At 62.6% G+C, this 22,279-nt stretch carries 23 protein-coding genes and 1 other RNA gene; 6 read left to right on the top strand and 18 right to left on the bottom strand.

Annotated features, from left to right (window positions below; all coding sequences use genetic code 11):
• Nucleotides 1-2: 2 nt before the first annotated feature.
• From mraY to rsmI, 9 genes are all read right to left on the bottom strand, one after another.
• The gene (gene mraY, locus H3H51_RS10970; RefSeq protein WP_183089080.1) at nucleotides 3-1,085 is read right to left on the bottom strand and encodes a phospho-N-acetylmuramoyl-pentapeptide-transferase; all 1,083 of its coding nucleotides are present in this window, start codon (nucleotides 1,083-1,085) and stop codon (nucleotides 3-5) included.
• Nucleotides 1,086-2,468 (bottom strand): UDP-N-acetylmuramoyl-tripeptide--D-alanyl-D-alanine ligase, encoded by a 1,383-nt coding sequence (locus H3H51_RS10965; RefSeq protein ID WP_183089079.1) that lies wholly within the window; start codon nucleotides 2,466-2,468, stop codon nucleotides 1,086-1,088.
• Complete coding sequence (gene murE / locus H3H51_RS10960) at nucleotides 2,461-3,924, bottom strand: UDP-N-acetylmuramoyl-L-alanyl-D-glutamate--2,6-diaminopimelate ligase (RefSeq protein WP_183089078.1); 1,464 nt, start codon at nucleotides 3,922-3,924, stop codon at nucleotides 2,461-2,463. The genes H3H51_RS10965 and murE overlap by 8 nt, the downstream gene beginning before the upstream one ends.
• Nucleotides 3,924-5,675, bottom strand: a complete 1,752-nt coding sequence (locus H3H51_RS10955) for a peptidoglycan D,D-transpeptidase FtsI family protein (protein WP_183089077.1) — start codon at nucleotides 5,673-5,675, stop codon at nucleotides 3,924-3,926. Before H3H51_RS10955 ends, murE begins: the two co-directional genes overlap by 1 nt.
• The gene (gene ftsL, locus H3H51_RS10950; protein WP_183089076.1) at nucleotides 5,672-5,965 is read right to left on the bottom strand and encodes a cell division protein FtsL; all 294 of its coding nucleotides are present in this window, start codon (nucleotides 5,963-5,965) and stop codon (nucleotides 5,672-5,674) included. Before ftsL ends, H3H51_RS10955 begins: the two co-directional genes overlap by 4 nt.
• On the bottom strand, nucleotides 5,962-6,903 hold the full coding sequence (rsmH, locus tag H3H51_RS10945) for a 16S rRNA (cytosine(1402)-N(4))-methyltransferase RsmH (RefSeq protein WP_183089075.1): 942 nt from the start codon (nucleotides 6,901-6,903) through the stop codon (nucleotides 5,962-5,964). Before rsmH ends, ftsL begins: the two co-directional genes overlap by 4 nt.
• A 2-nt stretch (nucleotides 6,904-6,905) precedes the next feature.
• Nucleotides 6,906-7,361: a division/cell wall cluster transcriptional repressor MraZ gene (gene mraZ, locus H3H51_RS10940; protein WP_183089074.1), complete on the bottom strand. Its 456-nt coding sequence runs from the start codon at nucleotides 7,359-7,361 to the stop codon at nucleotides 6,906-6,908.
• Between the two features lie 311 nt (nucleotides 7,362-7,672).
• Nucleotides 7,673-8,020, bottom strand: an RNA gene (rnpB, locus tag H3H51_RS10935) — RNase P RNA component class A.
• Nucleotides 8,021-8,060: 40 nt separating this feature from the next.
• Complete coding sequence (gene rsmI / locus H3H51_RS10930) at nucleotides 8,061-8,933, bottom strand: 16S rRNA (cytidine(1402)-2'-O)-methyltransferase (RefSeq protein ID WP_183089073.1); 873 nt, start codon at nucleotides 8,931-8,933, stop codon at nucleotides 8,061-8,063.
• A 122-nt stretch (nucleotides 8,934-9,055) separates the two neighbouring features.
• Between rsmI and H3H51_RS10925 the strand changes: the two genes are divergently transcribed.
• From H3H51_RS10925 to H3H51_RS10910, 4 genes are all read left to right on the top strand, one after another.
• On the top strand, nucleotides 9,056-10,870 hold the full coding sequence (locus H3H51_RS10925) for a penicillin-binding protein activator (protein WP_183089072.1): 1,815 nt from the start codon (nucleotides 9,056-9,058) through the stop codon (nucleotides 10,868-10,870).
• The gene (locus H3H51_RS10920) at nucleotides 10,830-11,222 is read left to right on the top strand and encodes a YraN family protein (protein WP_183089071.1); all 393 of its coding nucleotides are present in this window, start codon (nucleotides 10,830-10,832) and stop codon (nucleotides 11,220-11,222) included. The genes H3H51_RS10925 and H3H51_RS10920 overlap by 41 nt, the downstream gene beginning before the upstream one ends.
• A 154-nt stretch (nucleotides 11,223-11,376) precedes the next feature.
• A complete protein-coding gene (locus H3H51_RS10915; RefSeq protein WP_183089070.1) occupies nucleotides 11,377-11,970 on the top strand; it encodes a phosphoheptose isomerase in 594 nt (197 codons plus the stop codon).
• Entirely contained in the window at nucleotides 11,967-12,500 is a 534-nt protein-coding gene (locus H3H51_RS10910; RefSeq protein ID WP_183089069.1) for a BON domain-containing protein, read from the top strand. The genes H3H51_RS10915 and H3H51_RS10910 overlap by 4 nt, the downstream gene beginning before the upstream one ends.
• Nucleotides 12,501-12,551: 51 nt before the next feature.
• On the opposite strand, the gene H3H51_RS10905 is transcribed toward H3H51_RS10910, so the two are convergent.
• The 7 genes from H3H51_RS10905 to rplM all read right to left on the bottom strand — a co-directional run bounded on the left by H3H51_RS10905 (nucleotide 12,552) and on the right by rplM (nucleotide 17,380).
• Nucleotides 12,552-12,974: a ClpXP protease specificity-enhancing factor gene (locus H3H51_RS10905; RefSeq protein WP_183089068.1), complete on the bottom strand. Its 423-nt coding sequence runs from the start codon at nucleotides 12,972-12,974 to the stop codon at nucleotides 12,552-12,554.
• A gap of 20 nt (nucleotides 12,975-12,994) precedes the next feature.
• Entirely contained in the window at nucleotides 12,995-13,612 is a 618-nt protein-coding gene (locus H3H51_RS10900; RefSeq protein ID WP_183089067.1) for a glutathione S-transferase N-terminal domain-containing protein, read from the bottom strand.
• Nucleotides 13,613-13,702: 90 nt separating this feature from the next.
• Nucleotides 13,703-14,485 carry a cytochrome c1 gene (locus tag H3H51_RS10895; protein WP_183089066.1) on the bottom strand — a complete coding sequence of 261 codons (783 nt, stop codon included), beginning with the start codon at nucleotides 14,483-14,485 and terminating at the stop codon, nucleotides 13,703-13,705.
• A complete protein-coding gene (locus tag H3H51_RS10890) occupies nucleotides 14,485-15,696 on the bottom strand; it encodes a cytochrome b (protein WP_183089350.1) in 1,212 nt (403 codons plus the stop codon). The genes H3H51_RS10895 and H3H51_RS10890 overlap by 1 nt, the downstream gene beginning before the upstream one ends.
• Nucleotides 15,696-16,289 (bottom strand): ubiquinol-cytochrome c reductase iron-sulfur subunit, encoded by a 594-nt coding sequence (gene petA, locus H3H51_RS10885; RefSeq protein WP_183089065.1) that lies wholly within the window; start codon nucleotides 16,287-16,289, stop codon nucleotides 15,696-15,698. The genes H3H51_RS10890 and petA overlap by 1 nt, the downstream gene beginning before the upstream one ends.
• 255 nt (nucleotides 16,290-16,544) lie before the next feature.
• Nucleotides 16,545-16,937, bottom strand: a complete 393-nt coding sequence (rpsI, locus tag H3H51_RS10880) for a 30S ribosomal protein S9 (RefSeq protein WP_183089064.1) — start codon at nucleotides 16,935-16,937, stop codon at nucleotides 16,545-16,547.
• 14 nt (nucleotides 16,938-16,951) lie between these two features.
• Nucleotides 16,952-17,380, bottom strand: a complete 429-nt coding sequence (gene rplM, locus H3H51_RS10875) for a 50S ribosomal protein L13 (protein ID WP_183089063.1) — start codon at nucleotides 17,378-17,380, stop codon at nucleotides 16,952-16,954.
• 277 nt (nucleotides 17,381-17,657) lie between these two features.
• On the opposite strand from rplM, the gene H3H51_RS10870 reads away from it, so the two are divergent.
• Nucleotides 17,658-18,695: an NADP(H)-dependent aldo-keto reductase gene (locus tag H3H51_RS10870; protein ID WP_183089062.1), complete on the top strand. Its 1,038-nt coding sequence runs from the start codon at nucleotides 17,658-17,660 to the stop codon at nucleotides 18,693-18,695.
• A gap of 58 nt (nucleotides 18,696-18,753) precedes the next feature.
• On the opposite strand, the gene H3H51_RS10865 is transcribed toward H3H51_RS10870, so the two are convergent.
• On the bottom strand, nucleotides 18,754-19,890 hold the full coding sequence (locus H3H51_RS10865) for an acyl-CoA dehydrogenase family protein (RefSeq protein WP_183089061.1): 1,137 nt from the start codon (nucleotides 19,888-19,890) through the stop codon (nucleotides 18,754-18,756).
• Nucleotides 19,891-20,032: 142 nt separating this feature from the next.
• On the opposite strand from H3H51_RS10865, the gene H3H51_RS10860 reads away from it, so the two are divergent.
• Nucleotides 20,033-21,028, top strand: a complete 996-nt coding sequence (locus H3H51_RS10860; RefSeq protein ID WP_407926484.1) for a GlxA family transcriptional regulator — start codon at nucleotides 20,033-20,035, stop codon at nucleotides 21,026-21,028.
• A 150-nt stretch (nucleotides 21,029-21,178) separates the two neighbouring features.
• Here H3H51_RS10860 and zapE read toward each other — a convergent pair whose 3' ends face one another.
• Nucleotides 21,179-22,273, bottom strand: coding sequence for a cell division protein ZapE (zapE, locus tag H3H51_RS10855; protein WP_183089060.1), 1,095 nt, complete (start codon nucleotides 22,271-22,273; stop codon nucleotides 21,179-21,181).
• Nucleotides 22,274-22,279 lie beyond the last annotated feature (6 nt).

Genomic DNA, 22,279 nt, shown 5'->3' with positions numbered 1-22,279 from the left:
TATTACCTCAGTTTCAGGGTGGCCAGGCCAACCAGGACGAGAATTACGGTGATGATCCAGAAACGCACGATCACGCGCGGCTCGGGCCAGCCTTTGAGTTCGAAGTGGTGGTGGATCGGCGCCATGCGGAACACGCGCTTGCCGGTCAGCTTGAAGCTGGCGACCTGGATGATCACCGACAGGGTTTCCATGACGAACACGCCACCCATGATGAACAGGACGATTTCCTGGCGGACGATCACGGCGATGGTGCCCAGCGCCGCGCCCAGGGCCAGCGCGCCTACGTCACCCATGAAGACCTGGGCCGGGTAGGTGTTGAACCAGAGGAAGCCGAGGCCGGCACCGACCAGCGCCGCGCAGAACACGATCAGCTCGCCCGCGCCCGGCACATAAGGAATCAGCAGGTAGTCGGCGAATTTGATGTTGCCCGACAGGTAGCAGAAGATCGCCAGCGCACCGGCCACCAGCACGGTCGGCAGGATGGCCAGGCCGTCGAGGCCGTCGGTCAGATTGACGGCGTTACTGGTACCGACGATGACGAAATAGGTCAGCACCACGAAGCCCGCGCCCAGGGGAATGGCAACGTCCTTGAGCACTGGCAGGATCAGGGTGGTTTCCACCGGGCTCTGCGCGGTCATATAAAGGAAGACCGCCGCGCCCAGGCCGAATACCGATTGCCAGAAATACTTCCAGCGGCTCGGCAGGCCGCGCGAGTTCTTCTCGATCACCTTGCGATAGTCGTCGACCCAGCCGATGGCGCCGAACAGCAGGGTCACGGCCAGCACCGTCCATACATAGCGGTTGGTCAGGTCTGCCCAGAGCAGGGTGCTGACGGCGATGGCCGAGAGGATCAGCGCGCCACCCATGGTCGGCGTGCCCTTCTTCGACAGGTGCGACTGCGGGCCGTCGTTGCGTACCGATTGGCCGATCTGGCGAATTTGCAGGGTGCGGATCATCCACGGACCGAGCCACAGCGACAGGGCCAGGGCGGTCAACACGCCGAGGATCCCGCGCAGGGTCAGGTACTGGAACACACCGAAACCGGTGTAGAACTGTTGCAGGTACTCCGCCAGCAGCAGCAGCATTTAGTGACTCTCCCCTGTTGCGCGCGCATTGCTCTCAAGCAAAGCCGCGACGACTTTTTCCATCGCCGCGCTGCGCGAACCTTTAATTAGAATGGTGGTGTCGCCCGACTCGCGGCTAACGGCTGCGATCAGGCTGGCTTGGTCGGCGAAATGTTGCCCCTGCGCGCCGAAGGCCTGGACGGCATGGGTCATCAGCGGACCCACCGCGTACAGCGCGTCGGCCTTGCCGGCGGCGTAAGCGCCGACATCGCGATGGCCCTGCTCGGCCCACTCGCCCAACTCGCCAATATCTCCCAGCACCAGGACGGTGCGACCGGAGAAGCCGGCGAGTATATCAACGGCGGCGCACATCGAAATCGGGTTGGCGTTGTAGGTGTCGTCGATCACGCGCACGCCATTGGGCGCCAACTGAGCAACGGCGCGGCCCTTGACCGGCTGCAGGTTTTCCAGCCCGGCCTGGATCCCGACCAGCGGCACCCCGAGCACATGGGCAGCCGCCGCAGCGGCCAGTGCGTTGGTGACGTTGTGCGGGCCCAGCAGATTGAGCTGGATGCGCGCACTGCCCGCCGGGCTCTGCAGGGTGAAGGCCATGCAGCCACGGGCGTCGCGGGCCAGGTCGCTGGCATGGAAATCGGCGCCGCTGTCGTGCAAGGCGAAACTCAGTACCGGGCGGCCAGCGGCGCGGGCCTGCCAGGTGGCGAACGCCTTGTCGTCACGGTTGAGCACGGCCACGCCGTCTGCCGCCAGGCCTTCGAGAATCTCGCCCTTGGCTTCGATGATCTTGTCCGGCCCGCCAAACTCGCCGACATGGGCGACCCCTGCGTTGGTGATGATGGCCACTTGCGGACGGGCCAGGCCAACGGTGTAGGCGATCTCGCCGACATGGTTGGCGCCCAGCTCGATCACCGCCGCGACATGCGCAGGAGCCAGTTCGAGCAGGGTCAGCGGTGCGCCGAGGTCGTTGTTGAGGTTGCCGCGCGTGGCCAGCACGTCACCGTGCAGGCCGGCACGCAGGATGCTGGCGAGCATTTCTTTGACCGTGGTCTTGCCGCTGGAGCCGGTCACGGCAGCCAGCGGGCGGGTAAAGGCGGCGCGATTGAGCGCGCCGAGCTGGCCCAGAGCGATGCGCGTGTCCTGCACCAGCAGTTGCGGCAGCGGCGCATCCGCCACCTCGCGCTGGACCAGGGCAGCAACGGCGCCCTTGGCAGCGACGTCGGCCAGGTAATCATGGCCGTCGAAGTTCGGCCCGCTGAGGGCGATGAACAGCTGGCCAGCCTCGATCTTGCGGCTGTCGGTGGACACGGCAGCGAACGCCACGTCGGCGCCCAATACGCGCGCATTCAGCGCGGTAGCTACTTCGCTCAGCAGCAACGGCTTAAGCATGAGCGACCTCCCAGGCCTGCAGGGCCTTGGTGGTTTCGTCCAGATCGGAGAAAGCGTGGCGTACGCCAGCGATCTCCTGGTAATCCTCGTGACCCTTGCCGGCCAGCACCACCACATCACCGGCGACGGCACTGGCGATCAGCTGGGCAATGGCCTGGCCACGGCCATGAACGAATTCGACCTGTTCCGGTTGGGCGAAGCCGGCGCGGATATCGGCGACGATCTGCGCCGGATCTTCCGTACGCGGGTTGTCGTCGGTGACCAGTACGGCATCGGCCAGGCGCTCGGCCACTTCAGCCATCAGCGGACGCTTGCCGCTGTCGCGATCACCGCCGCAGCCGAACAGGCACAGCAGCCGACCGGTCACGTGCGGACGCAGGGCTTCGAGGACTTTTTCCAGGGCATCCGGGGTGTGCGCGTAGTCCACCACCACCAGCGGCAGCTTGCCACCGCCGAAGCGCTGCATGCGCCCGACTGGACCTTGCAGCTGTGGCATTACGCGGAGGATTTCATCCAGCGGGTAGTTCAGGCCGAGCAGCGCACCGACCACCGCCAGCAGGTTGCTCAGGTTGAAGCGACCGAGCAGCGGGCTGCGCAGGTTGCCTTCACCTTGTGGCGTAGCGACCAGGGCGCGCACGCCATGGTCATCGAAACTCGACTCGCGGCAGTGCAGGTAGGCGGCGCGGTCGTTCAGGCTGTAGCTGATCAGGCGCGAGGCCGAACGCTGCCCGGACAATTGGCGACCGAACTCGTCGTCCACATTGATCACCCGGCAACCCAGCTCCGGCCAGGAGAACAGCTTGGCCTTGGCCGCGCCGTAGGCTTCCATGGTGCCGTGGTAGTCGAGGTGATCGCGCGACAGGTTGGTGAACACCGCCACGTCGAAGTCCAGTGCAGCTACCCGGCCCTGATCCAGGCCATGGGACGACACTTCCATCGCCACGGCGCGGGCGCCGGCCTGTTTCAGATCGGCCAGGGTCGCCTGTACGGCAACTGGGTCGGGCGTGGTGTGGCGGCCGCTCTGCAGCGCTTCGAAGAAACCGTTGCCCAGGGTACCGACGATGCCGCAGCGCTCGCCCAGCAGATCCAGCGCCTGAGCCAGCAATTGGCTGACACTGGTCTTGCCATTGGTCCCGGTGACGCCGACCAGATGCAGCGCCCGGCTCGGTTCGCCATAGAAGCGCCCGGCGATGGCCGACAGCTGCCCAGCCAGATCCTTGAGCGCGACCAGTTCGGCAGTACCGTCGGTCATCGGCTCGGCACCGCTGGCCTCGTAGGCCACGGCGGTAGCGCCACGGGCCACGGCGTCGGCGATATGGCTGCGCCCGTCCTGCACCAGGCCGGGCACCGCGAGAAACAGGTCACCCGGACGCACCTTGCGGCTATCCAGGGTCAGTTCACGGATCAGGGTGGATGTACGTGCCTGCGGCAGCAGTTGGTTCAGTGGCATGGGCATCAGATGCGCCCTCCCTTGCTACCGCCAGCATCCGCGGTTTGCGGCTGCACGGCGTTCGGATCGACCGGCGGCGGCAGGTTGTCCGGGGTAATGTTCATCAGGCGCAGCGAGCCGGCCATGACCTTGCTGAATACGGGGGCGGAGACCAGGCCGCCGAAGTAGCCAGCCTTGCTTGGCTCGTCGATCACCACCACCATCGCAATGCGCGGATTGCTGCTCGGCGCGAAGCCGGCAAACATGGAGCGGTAGGCATTGGCGGTGTAGCCCTTGGTGCCGACGCTAGCCTTGCGCGCGGTGCCACTCTTGCCGGACACGTGGTAGCCCGGCACCTGGGCGCGGAACACCCCGCGCGGCGCCTCGATCACTTGTTGCAGCATGCCCTGCATGGTCTTGGCGACGTCCTCGGGCAGCACTTGTGCGCCCTCGGGCTTGTTATCCACGCGGGTCATCGAAAGGGGCAGCACCTTGCCGTTGTTGGCCAGGGTGGCATAGGCATGGGCCAGCTGGATCGCCGTCACCGACAGGCCGTAGCCGTAAGACAAGGTAGCGGTCTCGGCCTGGCGCCATTCGCGGTGGCTCGGCAGCGTACCGACGCGCTCACCGGGAAAACCAAGGCCGGTGTCCTGGCCAAAACCGACATTGCTCATCAGGTCGTGGATGGCTTCACCGCCGATATCGAAGGCGACCTTGCTCATGCCGACGTTACTGGAGTTGATCAGAATGCCGGTCAGATCGAGCACACGACCCTGGGTCTTGGACACGTCCTTGATGGTGTAGCGACCGATCTGCAGCGAACCTGGCCAGACTTCGACCTGGTCGGTCGGCTTCCAGCGCCCGGTCTTCAGGGCGGCGCTCATCGACAGCGGTTTGACCGTGGAGCCCGGCTCGAACACGTCGATCATCGCGCGGTTACGCATGGCGGCGGGCTGCAGATTACGGCGATTATTCGGGTTGTAGGTCGGCTGGTTGACCATGGCCAGCACTTCGCCGGTCTTCACGTCGATCATCACCAGGCTGCCGGCCTTGGCGCCGTTCTCGATCAGCGCATTGCGCAGCTCGCGGTGGGCCAGGTACTGCAGGCGCAGGTCGATGGACAGGGCCAGGGTCTTGCCGGCCTTGGCGTTCTGGCTGACCTGTACGTCCTTGATCAGACGACCGCGGCGATCCTTGAGCACCTGACGCTTGCCCGCCACGCCGGCCAGCCACTCGTCGAAAGCCAGTTCCACACCTTCACGACCGCGGTCGTCGACGTCGGTGAAGCCGATCACGTGAGCGGCCACTTCGCCAGCCGGGTAGAAACGGCGGAACTCTTCCAGGCTATAGACGCCCGGCACCTTGAGGGCGAGCACCTGCTCGCCCTGCTCGGGCGTCAGGCCACGCACGAGGTACATGAACTCGCGCTCGCTGGCCTGTTCCAGACGTTGAGTGAAGCCCTTGGGCTCCTGACCCAGTGCTGCCGCCAGGGTCGGCCACTGATCACGCGCCTTGGCCAGTTCCTTGCCGTTGGCCCACAGGGTGATCACTGGCGTACTGACGGCCAGCGGCTCGCCATTGCGATCGGTGATCAGGCCACGGTGTGCCGGAATCGGGATGTGCCGCATGCTGCGCGCGTCACCATGGGCCTGAAGGAAGTCATGATCGATCACATGCAGATCGATGATGCGCCAGGAGATCGCCCCGACCATCAATGCCAGCAGCGCCAGCACCAGGCGGAAACGCCAGGGATAGAGAGCGCCTTCGAGGCCGGTCATGGCGCCACCATCTGCACTTCGGCGGGCTCGGGAATACGCATATGCAGCTGGCCGCTGGCCAGGGCTTCAATACGGTTGTGTGCGGTCCAGGTGCTCTGCTCGAGAATCAACCGCCCCCACTCTGCCTGCGCCTTGTCGCGCACACTGAGTTCGCCATACAGGCCGTTGAGCAACTGGCGATTCCAATGCGCGCTATAGGAGACAGCAATCGCCGACAGCAGCACCGCGACGAACAGCACCAGCAAAATGGTGCTGCCAGGCGGCAACGGCTTGGCGAACAGGCGGTTCATCGCAGCTTCTCCGCCACACGCATTACCGCACTGCGCGAGCGCGGGTTGGCCTTGAGCTCGGCCTCGGAGGCGAACTGCGGCTTGCCCAGCAACTTGAGACGTGGCTCGAACGCCTTGGGGATGATCGGCAGATCGCGCGGCAGCGTGTCGGCTTCGCCCTTGGCATGGCGCTTCATGAACTGTTTGACGATACGATCTTCCAGCGAGTGGAAGCTGATCACCACCAGGCGCCCACCCACAGCCAGGCTTTCCAGGGCCGCATCGAGGCCGCCTTCCAGATCACCCAGCTCGTTATTGATATAGATGCGCAACCCCTGGAAGGCACGGGTCGCCGGATTCTTGCCTTTCTCCCAGGCCGGATTGGCCTCGGTGAGCACGGCAGCCAGGTCGCCAGTACGCTCGAACGCCTTCAGCGCACGACGCTCGACCACGGCCCGCGCCATGCGCTTGGCGAAGCGCTCTTCGCCATATTCCTTGAATACCCGGGCAATTTCCTCGGCGCTGGCGCTGGCGATGAACTCGGCGGCGCTGACGCCGGCATCCGGGTTCATGCGCATGTCCAGCGGGCCGTCATTGAGGAAGCTGAAGCCGCGCTCGGCATCGTCCAACTGCGGCGAGGACACGCCGAGGTCGAGCAGAATGCCATCGACCTTGCCCACCAGGCCGCGCACCGCAGCCTCATCGCCCAGCTCAGCAAAGCTGCGCTGCACAACGACGAAGCGGCCGTCTTCGGCCGCCAGTGCATTTCCCGTCGCAATCGCCAGTGGGTCCTTGTCGAAACCCAGCAGGCGACCGTCTGAACCGAGCCTTTCGAGTATCAGCCGGCTGTGCCCTCCGCGACCGAAGGTGCCATCCAGGTAGCAGCCATCCGCCCGCACGGCGAGGCCGTCGACGGCTTCGTCGAGCAGCACGGTGATATGGCGGAAGCTATTGGTCATGGTCACAGGATCAGGTCACGCAGGTCGTCCGGCAGAGCGCCGGGTTGTTTGATGGCGGCCAGGTCAGCATCAGCAAGTGCGTTCCAGGCATCCTCGTTCCACAGCTGGAATTTGTTCAGTTGGCCGACCAGCATCGCGTGCTTATCCAGACCGGCATGGGCGCGCAGGCGCGGCGGCACGAGGAAACGACCACTGCCATCCAGCTCTAGGTCGACGGCATTGCCGATCAACAGACGCTGCAGGCGGCGGGTTTCTTCGCGCAGGGAAGGCAACTCACGGAGCTTGGCTTCGATCAGCTCCCACTCGGGCAGCGGATAGACACAGAGGCAGGGGTCGATGGCATCGATGGTGACAATGAGCTGGCCGGCACAACGCGAAACGAGCTCGTCACGATACCGGCTCGGCATCGCGAGTCGCCCTTTGGCGTCGAGACTGATGGCGTTAGCTCCGCGAAACAAGGCTGCGCTTCCCCACTGTAATTAGCTTTCCGTGCCCAATTGACCCACTTCATGCCACTTCGTGCCACTTCGACACACTATAGAAATGCGAGCACCCCACCGTCAAGGCGCGCAAAAGGGGAAAAGTCCTTATATGACGGAGATTTAGCGAACTAAGAGGGGGTTCTGCGAGGGTAAAACGAGAGGGTTTTCGGCACGACTTTCAGCAAGTCCATGAGGTTAGACTTCGAACTTAAAGTAGTTTCTTAAGAGTAAGATTTTTTCGGTATTACGAAGAGGGGATACAGAGATGAAACAGGCGGGAGAAAAAGGAGGAGAGTCGATCTGTAAGCCGGGTTCTGTCGAGGACAGTCATTCCTCTACGACGTACATCACTGCACGCCTCTAGCAACCTACCCGGTTCCAGCGCGGGCCACGCCAATGGAACCCTATTTGGTCTTGCTCCGAGTGGGGTTTACCTAGCCACGGACTGTTGCCAGCCGCGCGGTGCGCTCTTACCGCACCTTTTCACCCTTACCGGCGCTTGCGCGCTTAGGCGGTTATTTTCTGTGGCACTTTCCGTAGGCTCACGCCTCCCAGGCGTTACCTGGCACTCCGCCCTTTGGAGCCCGGACTTTCCTCCCCCTTCTTGCGAAGGCGGCGACTGTCCGATCGACTCTCCAGCGCCAAGGGTAGCGACCCGAACGCTTCAGAACAAGCTCAAGCGTCCTTTTGCCGCTCAAGCGCAACCTGATAAAGCAGGTTTTTGCGCACCCCGGTGATCTCTGCAGCCAGTGCTGCCGCGCGCTTGAGCGGCATTTCACCTAACAGAAGATCGAGCACGCGCAGCGCTTCACCACTCACCGCCTCATCGCCCTCGGGCTCCTGCCAACCGGCCACCAGCAGTACGCATTCACCGCGCTGCTGATTGCTGTCCGCCGCCACCCAATCGTGCAACTCGCCCAGCGGCAGGCCCTTGAGCGTTTCGAAGGTTTTGGTCAGTTCGCGCCCCAACACGGCCGGGCGATCAGCACCGAACACATCGCGCATATCGGCAATGCACTCGAGAATGCGATGCGGCGCCTCATAGAAAATCAGCGTGCGCGAATCCTCCGCCACCTGCTGCAGGCGCGCCTGCCGCCCCACCGTCTTGGCCGGCAGAAAACCCTCGAAACTGAAACGATCGGAAGGCAAACCCGCAGCCGACAGTGCTGCAACCAGCGCACATGCGCCCGGCACCGGCACCACCCGCACCCCGGCAGCCCGCGCCGCGCGCACCAGATGGAAGCCCGGATCGGAGATCAACGGCGTACCGGCATCGGAGATCAACGCGACATCCTCACCCGCCTGCAGCCGGGTGAGAAAGCGCCCACCCTGCTCGCGCTCGTTGTGCTCATGACAGGCCGCCAGCGGCGTGGCTATACCGAAGTGTTGCAGCAGGCGGATCGAGTGACGCGTGTCTTCCGCCGCTATCAACGCCACTTCACGCAGAATGCGCAGGGCGCGGGCGCTGATGTCGTCGAGGTTACCGATGGGCGTGGCGACCACATACAACGTGCCGGCAACGACATCGGAAACGGCGGAAACGCTCACAGGCACACCTCGAAAAGTCGGAAAGCGCGCATTGTAGCCCGTTTCGCCGCAGCGGCATCGCACGGGGCTCGGGCCTTGGGTACAATTCGGCACTCATCTGATCAAGTACCAGGAACGTTTACATGATCGCCTGCCTGCGCCCGCTTTCCGCCTTCTGCCTCGCCGGCCTGCTTGCCGCCTGCGCCAGCTCGCCCTCGTCCACCCTGGGCGAACTGCCGCGCACGCCACAAGCCAGTATCGAACAGCTGCTGCAGCAAGCCGCCGCCAGCCCCGCCGAAGAGGCCGCATCGCTGCGCCTGTCCGCTGCCGACCTGGCTTATCAGCAACAAGATCTGGGCCGCGCCACGCGCATTCTCGAAGATGTACCACTGGAAGGCCTAAAACCGGCCCAACAGGTTTTCGCCAGCACCCTGAGCGCCGAGCTGGCAATGGCCCGCAATAAACCGAAAAGCGCCCTCAGCGCTTTGCAGCACCCGAGCCTCGAGCGCCTTGGCGAACTGCCGGTTGAACAACAGGCACGCACCCAACTGGTTCGCGCCCGCGCCCTGGAAGCCGATGGCCAGACCCTGGCTGCCGCCCGCGAGCGCGTCTACATTGCCCCGCTACTCAGCGGTAACGCCGCCAGCGCCAACCATGAGGCGATCTGGGCGCTGGTCGCCAGCTTGCCGCAGAGCCAGCTGCAAAGCTCCGGCGACAGCGACCTGGACGGCTGGCTGAGCCTGGCCCTGGCCACCAAGAGCGCCGGCACACCGGATCAGCAACTTGCCGCCATCGACGCCTGGAAAGTTCAGCACCCGCAGCACCCGGCCGCCGAGCAACTGCCGCAACAACTGAGCAAGCTCAAGGAGCTCGCGGGCCAGCCGCTGCAAAAGATCGCCCTGCTGCTGCCGGAACAAGGCCAACTGGCCGCCGTGGCACGCGCCCTGCGCGACGGCTTCATGGCTGCCCACTACCAGGCCCAGCAGGCCGGGCAGAACCCGCCGCAAGTGCAGTTCTACGACAGCTCGCGTCTGTCCTCGCTGGATGACTTCTATCGCCAGGCCCAGGCCGATGGCGTGCAACTGGTGATCGGCCCGCTGGAGAAACCGCTGGTCAAACAACTCAGCGAGCGCCCACAGCTGCCACTGACCACCCTGGCGCTGAACTACAGCGATGCAGGCCGCGAGTCGCCGGCACAGCTGTTCCAGTTCGGTCTCGCCGCCGAAGACGAAGCGCGGGAAGTCGCCCGTCGCGCCTGGGCCGACGGCATGCGCCGGGCCGTAGCCCTGGTGCCGCGTGGCGAATGGGGCGACCGCGTCCTGGCCGCCTTCCAGCAGAGTTGGCAGAACGCCGGCGGCAGCCTGATCGCCGCCGAGCATGTCGACCAACCAGTGGAGCTGGCCCAGCAGATCGCCGACCTGTTCCAGCTGCGTGAAAGCGAAAGCCGCGCCAAGCGCCTGCAGAGCACCCTCGGCACCGCCGTCGCCGGCCAGCCGGCACGCCGCCAGGACATCGACTTCATCTTCCTCGCCGCCACCCCACAGCAAGCCCAGCAGATCAAACCGACCCTGGCCTTCCAGTACGCTGGCGACGTGCCGGTCTACGCCACCTCGCACCTCTACACTGGCGGCACCAACCCGGCGCAGTACATGGATCTGGAAGGCATCCGCTTCTGCGAGACGCCCTGGCTGTTGGACGCCAACGACCCGCTGCGCCAGCAGGTGGACAGCCAGTGGCCACAAGCCGCCGGCAGCCTCGGTCGCCTGTACGCCATGGGCGTCGACGCCTACCGCCTGGCGCCGCGCCTGAGCCAACTCAAGGCCCTGCCCGACAGTCGCGTCGAAGGCCTGTCCGGCAACCTCAGCCTGAATCCAGCGCAGCGCATCGAGCGCCAGCTGCCGTGGGCCGAGTTTCGCAATGGCCAGGTTCAGCGCCTGCCGGACAGCAGCAATCAATAGCAAGAGCGAAACCGGGCGCGCTGCCGAAGCACAGGCCCGCAGCCACCTGGAACGCAACGGCCTGCGCCTGCTGGCGCAGAACTGGCTGTGCCGGCGCGGCGAGCTCGATCTGGTCATGCTCGACGGCGATACAGTAGTATTCGTCGAGGTTCGCTACCGGCGGCACAACGGCTGGGGCGGCGCACTGGAAAGCGTTGACGCGCGCAAGCGTGAACGCCTGACCCTGGCCGCACAGCACTTCCTGCAGCAGGAGAGCCGCTGGTCCAGATCGCCCTGCCGCTTTGACGTGGTGGCCATCGGCCCCGGCCAGAACACTGAATTGAACTGGCTACAGAACGCCTTTGAAACGTGAATAAGCCCGATCAAGAATTTCTAGTCGACCCGCACCAGGCGCTTCCGCTACAAAGCCGGACAACGCCCAGTGCCAAGGCTCGCATTGGCGCCCCGACGAGGGCCAACCCCGACTTCCCCGGCTGCTCCAGCCCGTACATCGAAGGTCATCAGTGATGGACATGCAATCCCGAATTCGCCAGATGTTCCAGGCCAGTATCGACACCAAGCAACAAGCCATGGAAGTGCTGGTGCCCTTTATCGAGCACGGCAGCCAGGTCATGGTCAATTCGCTGCTCAACGAGGGCAAGATCCTCACCTGCGGCAACGGTGGCTCGGCCGGCGATGCCCAGCACTTCTCTTCCGAGCTGCTCAACCGCTTCGAGCGCGAGCGCCCCAGCCTGCCGGCCATCGCCCTGACCACCGACAGCTCGACCATTACCTCGATCGCCAACGATTACAGCTACAACGAGGTGTTCTCCAAGCAGATTCGTGCACTCGGCCAGGCCGGTGACGTGCTGCTGGCGATCTCCACTAGCGGCAACTCGGCAAACGTGATCCAGGCCATCCAGGCCGCACACGATCGCGAAATGGTTGTCGTAGCCCTGACCGGGCGCGACGGCGGCGGCATGGCCTCCCTGCTGCTGCCGGAGGACGTGGAAATCCGCGTGCCGTCCAAGGTCACCGCACGCATCCAGGAAGTGCACCTGCTGGCCATCCACTGTTTGTGCGACCTGATTGACCGTCAACTTTTCGGGAGTGAAGAATGACCCGCAATCCGCTGATCCTTGCCACCCTGGCCCTCGGCCTGACTCTGGGCGGCTGCAGCAACCGCAGCATCGGCAACAAGATCGATGACCAGTTCCTCGAACCGTCCGTGGCCAGCGAGATCTCGCGCAGCCAGGCCGACCTGAGCTCGCCAACCTCGCACATCGTGGTCACCGCCTATAACGGCGTGATCCTGCTCGCCGGGCAAACCCCGCGCGCCGAGCTGAAAGAGCAGGCTGGCCAGGTCGCCACCCGCGTGCAAGGCGTGAAAAAACTGCACAACGAGCTGCAAGTGCTGCAACCGAGCTCTCTAACCGCGCGCAGCAACGACGCCCTGATCACCAGCAAGCTGAAGACCCTGATGCTGGCTGACAGCGCCGTGCCCAGCACGCGAATCAAGGTGGTGACCGAGAACGGCATCGTCTACCTGCTAGGCCTGGTTACCCGTGCCGAAGGCGCCAGCGCCACCAGCGTGGTGCAGAGCGCCTCCGGCGTACAGAAAGTGGTCAAGCTGTTCCAGTACACCGACTGACGCATTGCGCGGCCATGAAAAAGGCGATCCCGAGGGATCGCCTTTTTTGTTTCACTTGACCACTTTCAGGCTCGGCCGTCCGCTGGGCCGCGGCGGCTCACCGCCTGACGGACCATCATCCTCGGGGCCATCCTCGACCTCAGCGTCGATCTCATCATCGATCGGCGGCTCCAGTTCGAAGACCATGCCCTGGCCGTTTTCCCGCGCATAGATGGCCAGCATGCCCCCCGCCGGGATAAACAGGGAATGCGCCACACCACCGAAGCGCCCTTCAAAGCTGACTGCCTCGTTATCCATGTGCAGGTTGCGCACGGCACTCGGCGCCACGTTAAGGACAATCTGGCCGTCATTGGCAAAACCGGCCGGCACACGCACACCCGGAAACTCCGCATTGACCAGCAGATGCGGCGTGCAGTCGTTATCGACAATCCACTCGTACAGCGCGCGAACCAGGTAGGGGCGACTCGAGTTCATGACTGGGTGACCTCCTGCAATCAACGCATATCGCGTTCGACATTGGACAGACTGGCCTTGAAAGCCTCGCGAGCAAACTGCCGCTCCATGTAATCGAGCAGCGGCTTGGCCGGCTTTGGCAGCTCGATGCCCAGTAACGGCAAACGCCAGAGTATGGGCAACAGACAGCAATCAACCAGGCTCAGTTCTTCGCTAAGGAAGAATGCCTTGTCGGCAAACAACGGCGACACCCCGGTCAGGCTTTCGCGCAATTCCTTGCGAGCCACCGCCTTCAGCGCCTCCTTGCCGCGCGGCTCGATAATCTGATCGACCAGCTTGCACCAGTCACGCTGGATGCGATGGATCAGCAAACGACTATTCGCCCGAGCCACCGGATACACCGGCAACAGCGGAGGATGCGGATAGCGCTCGTCCAGATATTCCATGATCACGGTGGATTCGTACAACGACAGATCGCGATCCACCAGGGTCGGCAGACTGCCGTAGGGATTGACCTCGGCCAGCTGGGCCGGGCAACGACCACCCTCGACGTCGATGATTTCAGCGCTTACGCCCTTTTCGGCCAGCACCAGACGCACGCGGTGGGAGTAATGGTCGGCAGGGTCGGAATAGCAGGCCAGCTTATTGGGCGCGGCCATGGCGTCCCTCCTCAATTAACAGAATTACAGAAACAGAAAAACGCACGCGCCCATGATGGGCGCGTGCGTCTACAGCGGTACAGCGATAGATCAGTGCACGTCCTTCCAGTATTCGCGCTTGAGCAGGTAAGCGAACACGAAGAAGAAGGCCAGATACAGCAGCACGTAGGTACCAACGCGCTGGCTTTCCAGCTTGACCGGGTTGGCCGAGTAAGCCAGGAAGGTCACCAGGTTATGCACAGTCTCGTCGAACTCCGCCTCGGTCTGAGTACCAGACTTCGGCACGATGGTTAGCTGATCGCAGGCCTCGTGAGTGATCGGCGCACCGGTCAGCGGGTCATATTGCTTCTTGCCATCTTCGACCGACTGGACCTGCTTGCAACCAACAACCTGGCGACCTTGCAGGCCGACCAGTACGTTAGGCATGCCGACGTTCGGGAACACGGTGTTGTTCACACCCCACGGACGCTTGGAGTCCTCGTAGAAGGAGCGCAGATAGGTGTACAGCCAGTCGGTGCCGCGCACACGCGCAACCAGGGTCAGATCCGGCGGTGCAGCACCGAACCAGACCTTGGCATCGTTGGGTTGCATGCCGATCTTCATGTGGTCGCCGATCTTGGCACCGGTGAACACCAGGTTTTCCATCATCAGTGCTTCCGGAATGCCCAGATCGGTGGCTACACGCTCGTAGCGCTGGAACTTGGCACTGTGGCAGCCCATGCAATAGTTGGCGAAGGTACGCGCACCATCCTGCAGAGCGGCCTTGTCGGTCAGGTCGATGTCGACCTTGTCGAGATGGACTTCATGGCCACCGGAAGCCAGCGCCAGGGCTGGCAGAGCAGCGAATACAAATGCAGCAAGTAGCTTTTTCATCAGCCAGTCACCCTTTCCGGAACCGGTTTAGTCTTCTCCATCCGGGTGTAGAACGGCATCAGGATGAAGTAGGCGAAATACAGAGCAGTGCAAATCTGCGACAGCAGGGTACGGCCCTCAGTCGGCGCCAGAACACCCAGCACGCCGAGGATCACGAAGCTGATGCAGAACACCAGCAGCCAGATTTTGCTCATCCAGCCCTTGTAGCGCATCGACTTGACTGGGCTGCGGTCGAGCCACGGCAGGACAAACAGCACGGCAATCGCGGCGCCCATGGCGATAACGCCCAGCAGCTTGTCCGGAACGGCACGCAGGATCGCGTAGAACGGCGTGAAGTACCAAACCGGGGCAATGTGTTCAGGCGTCTTGAACGGGTTGGCCTGTTCGAAGTTCGGCTTCTCGAGGAAGTAACCACCCATTTCCGGGAAGAAGAACACGATGGCGCAGAACACGAACAGGAACACCACCACACCAACGATATCCTTCACCGAGTAGTACGGGTGGAAGGCGATGCCGTCGAGCGGGATGCCGTTCTCGTCCTTGTGCTTCTTGATGTCGACGCCGTCAGGGTTGTTCGAACCCACTTCGTGCAGAGCCAGGATGTGCAGCACGACCAGACCGAGAATGACGATCGGCAGCGCAATCACGTGCAGGGCGAAGAAGCGGTTCAGGGTGATCCCGGAAATCAGGTAGTCACCACGGATCCACATGGTCAAGTCATCGCCGATCACCGGAATGGCGCCGAACAACGAGATGATCACCTGGGCACCCCAGTAGGACATCTGACCCCACGGCAGCAGGTAGCCCATGAAGGCCTCGGCCATCAGGGCGAGGTAGATCAGCATGCCGAACACCCACACCAGCTCACGCGGCTTCTGGTAGGAGCCGTAGAGCAGACCGCGGAACATGTGCATGTACACCACGATGAAGAACGCCGAAGCGCCCGTGGAGTGCAGGTAGCGGATGATCCAGCCGAACTCCACATCACGCATGATGTATTCGACGGAGGCGAAGGCCTCCTCGGCGGACGGGGTGAAGCTCATGGTCAGCCAGATACCGGTCAGGATCTGGTTAACCAGCACCAGCAGTGCCAGGGAGCCGAAGAAGTAGAAGAAGTTGAAGTTCTTCGGGGCGTAGTACTTGCTCAGATGGTCTTCCCACATCTTGGTCGCGGGGAAGCGCGCATCGATCCAGGCCATGAACTTTTCCATCATGCTTTCTCCTGGTCTACGCCAACGATGATGACGTCATCGGACTCGTACGAGTGCGGTGGAACCGGCAGGTTCTTCGGCGCGGGCTGAGCCTTGTAGACACGACCGGCGAGGTCGTACTTGGAACCGTGGCACGGGCAGAAGTAACCACCGACCCAGTCGGCACCCAGATCCGCCGGCGCAACTTCCGGACGGAAGGACGGCGAGCAACCCAGGTGAGTGCACAGACCGACCAACACCAGCAGCTCGGGCTTGATCGAGCGGTTCTGCGGATCGACATAAGTCGGCTGCGCGGAGTCCTTGGATTCCGGGTCGGCCATCTTGTCGTGGATCTTGCCCAGATTGGCCAGGATCTCGTCAGTACGGCGCACGATGAACACAGGCTGGCCACGCCACTCAGCAACCATCTGCTGGCCGGGCTCAACCTTGCCGATATTCACTTTCACCGGTGCACCAGCGGCCTTGGCCTTGGCACTGGGGAACCATGACCCCACAAACGGAGTCGCAGCACCCACCGCTCCAGCAGCACCCACCACAGAGGTGGCCGCTACCAGGAAGCGACGCCGGCCTGCATTCACGCCGTCATTGCTCATTCAGTCGTCTCCCATCAGCTTTGTGGCCTGTTGTTCAGGCCTCTACTAAGTAATAAATCGGGCCGCACAAAATTTGCAGAATGGTAAAGAAAAGCCCCTTTTCTGACAAGGTAATTACTGGATACAAATACCTTGAAAGCCTTGCCAATCGGGCCTTAGGCCAATGCGACCAGTTGTCGCACAGCAAAAACAGGCGGCAATAAAAAACGCCCAGCTCCGAAAAGGAGACTGGGCGCTTTTGAACGTAGCAGCGAATTAACGCTTGGAGTACTGCGGACGCTTACGCGCTTTACGCAGACCAACCTTCTTACGTTCCACTTCACGAGCATCGCGAGTCACGAAGCCTGCTTTACGCAGGGCCGGACGCAGCGCCTCGTCGTAGTCCATCAGAGCACGAGTAATGCCATGACGAATTGCACCGGCTTGACCGCTGACACCACCACCGAGAACGGTGACGTAGATGTCAAACTTCTCGGTAGTCTCGGTCAGCTCCAGCGGCTGACGCACGACCATGCGAGCGGTTTCGCGACCGAAGAAGGTATCCAGGGTGCGGTTGTTGATGGAGATCTTGCCAGTACCTGGACGCAGAAAAACGCGCGCGGTAGCGGTCTTGCGACGGCCAGTGCCGTAGTTTTGAGTCGCCGACATAATGAACTATTCCGTTAAATCTTCAGTTCTTGGGGCTGCTGAGCAGTGTGCGGGTGAACAGCACCCTTGTACACCTTCAGCTTGCGATACATGTCGCGACCCAGCGGGTTCTTCGGCAGCATGCCCTTGACCGCGGTCTCGATCACGCGCTCGGGGGCCTTGGCGATCAGCTTCTCGAAGCTGATTTCCTTGATGCCACCCGGGAAACCGGAGTGCGAGTAGTACATTTTGTCGGAGGTCTTGGCGCCAGTCACACGCACCTGCTCGGCATTGATCACGACGATGTAGTCGCCGGTATCAACGTGCGGGGTGTACTCAGGCTTGTGCTTGCCACGCAGGCGGCTAGCAATTTCAGTGGCCAGACGACCCAGGGTCTGACCGGCAGCGTCGACGACGTACCAGTCGCGCTGAACAGTTTCCGGTTTTGCAGTAAAAGTCTTCATTCGCTATAGCCTCAGGGGCCGCCCTGAAAATAAGACGGCGGATCTTACTGAATAGTGCTTGCTTTGACAAGTCAAAGACGACCATTAAGACAGACGCTAATCGGGGGCTCGGGTCAGCGCGTCCGCTATGGCAAAGGTTCGGCGGGCTAGGCATCCCCACCTTCTTTCTCGTACGGGCTAGGCATCCCCGCTGAGAAAGCCGCGAAATTATGCCGATTGCAGCAGAAATAGCAACCTGCTTTGATGTTTCCCTTTCGCCACAACCAAGGAGATGCACATGGAATACCGTCCACTGGGGCGTAGCGATCTGAAAGTCAGCGCCTTGTGCCTGGGCAGCATGACCTGGGGCGAGCAGAACAACGAAGCCGAGGGTTTCGCCCAGATAGACCGCGCCAAGGCCGCCGGGATCAACTTTCTCGACACCGCTGAAATGTACCCGGTGCCGCCACGCGGCGAGACCTATGGCGCCACCGAGCGCATCATCGGTAATTATTTCAAGGCCCGCGGCAATCGTGCCGACTGGATCCTGGCGAGCAAGATCGCCGGCCCCGGCAACGGCATCGACTACATCCGCAACGCGCCGCTCAAACACAACCGCGAGCACATTCGCGCCGCCGTGGATGCCAGCCTGCAGCGCCTGCAGACCGACTGGATCGACCTTTATCAGCTGCACTGGCCGGAGCGCAACACCAACTTCTTCGGCCAGCTCGGCTATCGTCACCAGGATCAGGACTTCACCCCTCTACAGGAAATCCTCGAAGCACTGGGCGAGCAGATCAGCGCCGGCAAGATCCGCCATATCGGCCTGTCCAACGAAACGCCCTGGGGCACCATGAAGTTCCTACAACTGGCCGACAGCCTCGGCCTGGCCCGCGCAGTGTCGATCCAGAACCCCTACAACCTGCTCAACCGCAGCTTCGAGGTGGGCCTGGCAGAAGTGGCAATCCGCGAGCAGTGCGGCCTGCTGGCCTACTCCCCGCTGGCCTTCGGCATGCTTTCAGGCAAATACGAGAACGGCGCACGCCCGGCCAATGCCCGGATCAGTCTGTTCAGCCGCTTCTCGCGCTACACCAATCCACAGGCCCAGGCCGCTTGCACCCGCTACGTAGCCCTGGCCCGCGAGCACGGCCTGGACCCGGCGCAGATGGCTCTGGCCTTCGTCACCCGACAGCCGTTCGTCACCAGCAATATCATCGGCGCCACCAGCCTGGAGCAGCTGGAAAGCAACCTGGCCAGCACCAGCTTGACGCTGAGCGATGAGCTGCTGGCCGCCATCGACGCCATCCACCGCGAACAACCCAACCCCGCACCCTGAATCCCTCGCCCAAGAAAAAGCCCGGCAATTGCCGGGCTTTTTTCATTGCAGACGAGCCTTACAGGGCGCGACTGATGATCTCCTTCATGATCTCGTTGGTGCCGGCATAGATGCGCTGCACCCGCGAATCCGCCCAGGCCCGGGCGATCGGGTACTCCCACATGTAGCCGTAACCACCGTGCAGTTGCACGCACTCGTCGATCACCTTGCACTGCAGATCGGTCCCCCAGTACTTGAGCATCGCCGCGGTCGGCACATCCAGCTTGCCCTTGAGATGCAGCTCCAGGCAGCGATCGACGAATACCCGACCGATCTGCGCCTCGGTGGTCATCTCGGCCAGCTTGAAACGGGTGTTCTGGAAGTCCGCCACGGACCTGCCAAAAGCCTTGCGCTCACGGGTGTAGTCCAGCGTCCACTTGATGGCCGCCTCTGCCGAAGCAATGGCACCCACGCCGACGGTCAGGCGCTCCTGCGGCAGCTCCTGCATCAGATAGACGAAGCCCATGCCTTCCTTGCCCAGCAAGTTGCTTTTGGGAATACGCACGTCCTGGAAGAACAGCTCGGAAGTGTCCTGAGCCTTCATGCCGACCTTCTCCAGACGCTTGCCTTTGGAGAAGCCCGGTGTATCGGCATCCACCAGAAACAGACTGATACCCTTGGAACCACCTTTCGGATCGGTCTTGGCAACCACGATGACCATGTCGGCCTGCCAGCCGTTGGTGATGAAGGTCTTCGAGCCGTTGATCACATACTCGTCGCCGTCCAGCAACGCAGTGGTCTTCACCCCCTGCAGGTCGGAGCCGGTACCCGGCTCGGTCATGGCGATTGCGGTGACCACCTCACCGCTGACCATCTTCGGCAGGTAACGCTGCTTCAGCTCTTCGCTGCCGTAGTGAAGGATGTAGGGCGCAGCGATGTCCGAGTGCAGGGAGAAGCCCACGCCGGTCAGCCCCAGGCGCGCCTGCTCTTCGATCACCACAGCGCTGTAGAGGAAGTCGGCGCTCATGCCGCCGTATTCTTCCGGGATGTGCGAGCAGAGCATCCCCGCCTCGCCCGCCTTGTTCCACAGCGCGCGGTCAATGTAGCCGTCCTTCTCCCACTGGGCGTGAAACGGCACCGCCTCCTGCTCGAAGAATTTACGCACGGACTCGCGAAACTGCTCGTGCTCGTGACTGAACAGGGTTCTTGGAATCATTGTTGTACCTGCATCTGAGTGGTCATTGAGTGATCACCACTCTAGGCCAGCCCAGACGCACTAGACACTGGACACATGCGACAAAAAATAAGACGATCCAGCCACTGAATGACCGTTTCACCACCAATAAGAACAACAGCCAATGCCCGCAACAACGCCACAGACCCGTATTTGCATCCTCGCCACCGAAGGGGTGTTTGCCGCCACCCTGATGCAGGCGCGCGATTTCTTCCACATGGCCGGCATGCGCTACAGCAAGCAACAAGGCCTGGATACCGCCACCAACTTCCTGATACGCGTGGTCAGCCCCGACGGCCAATCGGTCACCAGTTTCAGCCAGGCCAATATCCAGGTCGACGGCCCGCTGGAGTCGGCCGACGTGATCATCCTGCCGGCTTTCTGGGGCGATTTCGACGAACTGCGCCAGCGCCACCCCCACGTCACCACCTGGCTCAGGGAACAGCATGCCGCCGGCGCCTCAATCTGCGGTGAAGCCACCGGCGTGTTCTGGATGGCCGAAACCGGCCTGCTCGATGGCAAGGAGGCGACCACCTATTGGCGCTTCTTCCGCGAGTTTGCCGAGCGCTTCCCCAAGGTGCTGCTCAACCAGGACAAGCACTTGTCGGATGCCGACAACCTGTACTGCGCCGGCGGGGTCACCTCGGCCTGCGACATGTACATCTACCTGATCGAGCGCTACTGCGGCGCTACCGTGGCCCAGGGCGTGGCCCGTGACATCCTCTACGAAACCCAGCGCAGCTACAGCCCCGGACGCATCGGCTTCGGCGGACAGAAGCTGCACCAGGACGTAGCCATCCTGCAGGTACAACACTGGCTGGAAGAGCATTTCGCCGAGAAATTCCGCATCGAGGATGTGGCTCGCCAGCACGGCATGAGCATTCGCAACTTCATGCGCCGCTTCCAGGCCGCCACCGGCGACAAGCCCCTGCACTATCTGCAGCGCCTGCGCATCGAGACGGCCAAGAGCCTGCTCAGCTCGACGCGCAAGAGCATCAAGACCATCAGCTACGAAGTCGGCTACGACGATGCCAGCTTCTTCGCCCGCCTGTTCCGCCAGCATGCCGAACTGTCGCCCAACCAGTACCGTCGCCAGTTCCAGCACAAGGACGGCGCCTGAAATACAGAAGACCTCTGGCCTGTAGGACGGGTGAAACCCGCGAGCCTGCCCGCGGGTTTCACCCGCCCTACGCACACAAAAACGCCGCAATTCCGTGAAGGAGTTGCGGCGTTTTTTGGTCGATCGGCAGCGGGCCTTCGCGAATCGCCGTTACGGCTTGTGTGCGCGCGCCAGGAACTCGTGGGACTGCATTTCCAGCAGGCGGCTCAAGGTGCGCTGGAACTCGAAGTTCAGGCGACCGCCGGTGTACAGGTCCTTCAGCTCCACTTCAGCCGAGATGATCAGCTTGACGTTGCGGTCGTAGAACTCATCCACCAGATTGATGAAGCGCCGCGCCATGTCGTCCTTGGCCACGCCCATCTGCTCGACGTTGGACAGGATCACCGCGTGGAAGATCTTGCCCAGTTCGATGTAGTCGTTCTGGCTACGCGGGCCATCGCACAGTTCGCGAAACTCGAACCAGGCCACGTCGTCGCCTTCCTTGCGCGCCATGATCGCGCGGTTCTCGATCATCAGCGCCTTGTACTCTTCCACCGTGCAGTGCTCGGGCAGCAGGCTGCGGAAGCTCTTCTCCAGGCTGACTTCGGCCTCGGCATCCAGCGGCCAGTGGAACAGCTCGGCCTGCTCCAGGGCACGCAGGCGGTAATCCACCCCACTGTCGACGTTGACCACGTCGGTGAACTGCTTGACCAGGGCAATCGCCGGCAGGAAGCGCGAGCGCTGCAGGCCATCCTTGTACAGGCCGTCCGGGACGATGTTGGAGGTCGCTACCAGGCTCACGCCGTTCTTGAACAGCTCCTCCAGCAGGCTGGCCAGGATCATCGCGTCGGTGATGTCGCTGACGAAGAACTCATCGAAACAGATCACCCGGGCCTCATCGGCGAAGCGCTTGCCGATGATGGTCAGTGGATTCTTCTCGCCCTTGAGGGTGCGCATTTCTTCATGCACGCGCTTCATGAAGCGGTGGAAGTGCGTGCGCATCTTGCGCTCGAACGGCAGCGCTTCGAAGAAGGTGTCGACCAGGTAGGTCTTGCCGCGACCGACGCCGCCCCAGAAATACAGGCCCTTGATCGGCTCCTGGCGCTTCTTGGTGAACAGGCCACCAAACAGGCCCGGCTTGCTGCGCTCATCGGCCACCAAGTCGTCGTACAGACGCTGCAGATGGCGCACGGCAGTTTCCTGGGCGGCGTCGTGGAAGAAGTCCGGCCGCTTCAGGTCGGCCTGGTAGCGCTCAAGAGGAGTCATGATGGG

The organism is Aquipseudomonas ullengensis, assembly GCF_014174475.1.
GTDB lineage: Bacteria > Pseudomonadota > Gammaproteobacteria > Pseudomonadales > Pseudomonadaceae > Aquipseudomonas > Aquipseudomonas ullengensis.
The sequence above is the reverse complement of the archived record's forward strand: the minus strand, read 5'-3'. Positions and strand labels throughout refer to the sequence as shown.

What these genes read in the sequence shown, in the direction of transcription:
- mraY (WP_183089080.1), bottom strand. Translation starts at nt 1,085, where the DNA reads ATGCTGCTGCTGCTGGCGGAGTACCTGCAACAGTTCTACACCGGTTTC.
- H3H51_RS10965 (WP_183089079.1), bottom strand. Translation starts at nt 2,468, where the DNA reads ATGCTTAAGCCGTTGCTGCTGAGCGAAGTAGCTACCGCGCTGAATGCG.
- murE (WP_183089078.1), bottom strand. Translation starts at nt 3,924, where the DNA reads ATGCCCATGCCACTGAACCAACTGCTGCCGCAGGCACGTACATCCACC.
- H3H51_RS10955 (WP_183089077.1), bottom strand. Translation starts at nt 5,675, where the DNA reads ATGACCGGCCTCGAAGGCGCTCTCTATCCCTGGCGTTTCCGCCTGGTG.
- ftsL (WP_183089076.1), bottom strand. Translation starts at nt 5,965, where the DNA reads ATGAACCGCCTGTTCGCCAAGCCGTTGCCGCCTGGCAGCACCATTTTG.
- rsmH (WP_183089075.1), bottom strand. Translation starts at nt 6,903, where the DNA reads ATGACCAATAGCTTCCGCCATATCACCGTGCTGCTCGACGAAGCCGTC.
- H3H51_RS10925 (WP_183089072.1), top strand. Translation starts at nt 9,056, where the DNA reads ATGATCGCCTGCCTGCGCCCGCTTTCCGCCTTCTGCCTCGCCGGCCTG.
- H3H51_RS10920 (WP_183089071.1), top strand. Translation starts at nt 10,830, where the DNA reads ATGGCCAGGTTCAGCGCCTGCCGGACAGCAGCAATCAATAGCAAGAGC.
- H3H51_RS10915 (WP_183089070.1), top strand. Translation starts at nt 11,377, where the DNA reads ATGGACATGCAATCCCGAATTCGCCAGATGTTCCAGGCCAGTATCGAC.
- H3H51_RS10910 (WP_183089069.1), top strand. Translation starts at nt 11,967, where the DNA reads ATGACCCGCAATCCGCTGATCCTTGCCACCCTGGCCCTCGGCCTGACT.
- H3H51_RS10905 (WP_183089068.1), bottom strand. Translation starts at nt 12,974, where the DNA reads ATGAACTCGAGTCGCCCCTACCTGGTTCGCGCGCTGTACGAGTGGATT.
- H3H51_RS10900 (WP_183089067.1), bottom strand. Translation starts at nt 13,612, where the DNA reads ATGGCCGCGCCCAATAAGCTGGCCTGCTATTCCGACCCTGCCGACCAT.
- H3H51_RS10895 (WP_183089066.1), bottom strand. Translation starts at nt 14,485, where the DNA reads ATGAAAAAGCTACTTGCTGCATTTGTATTCGCTGCTCTGCCAGCCCTG.
- H3H51_RS10890 (WP_183089350.1), bottom strand. Translation starts at nt 15,696, where the DNA reads ATGGAAAAGTTCATGGCCTGGATCGATGCGCGCTTCCCCGCGACCAAG.
- petA (WP_183089065.1), bottom strand. Translation starts at nt 16,289, where the DNA reads ATGAGCAATGACGGCGTGAATGCAGGCCGGCGTCGCTTCCTGGTAGCG.
- rpsI (WP_183089064.1), bottom strand. Translation starts at nt 16,937, where the DNA reads ATGTCGGCGACTCAAAACTACGGCACTGGCCGTCGCAAGACCGCTACC.
- rplM (WP_183089063.1), bottom strand. Translation starts at nt 17,380, where the DNA reads ATGAAGACTTTTACTGCAAAACCGGAAACTGTTCAGCGCGACTGGTAC.
- H3H51_RS10870 (WP_183089062.1), top strand. Translation starts at nt 17,658, where the DNA reads ATGGAATACCGTCCACTGGGGCGTAGCGATCTGAAAGTCAGCGCCTTG.
- H3H51_RS10865 (WP_183089061.1), bottom strand. Translation starts at nt 19,890, where the DNA reads ATGATTCCAAGAACCCTGTTCAGTCACGAGCACGAGCAGTTTCGCGAG.
- H3H51_RS10860 (WP_407926484.1), top strand. Translation starts at nt 20,033, where the DNA reads ATGCCCGCAACAACGCCACAGACCCGTATTTGCATCCTCGCCACCGAA.
- zapE (WP_183089060.1), bottom strand. Translation starts at nt 22,273, where the DNA reads ATGACTCCTCTTGAGCGCTACCAGGCCGACCTGAAGCGGCCGGACTTC.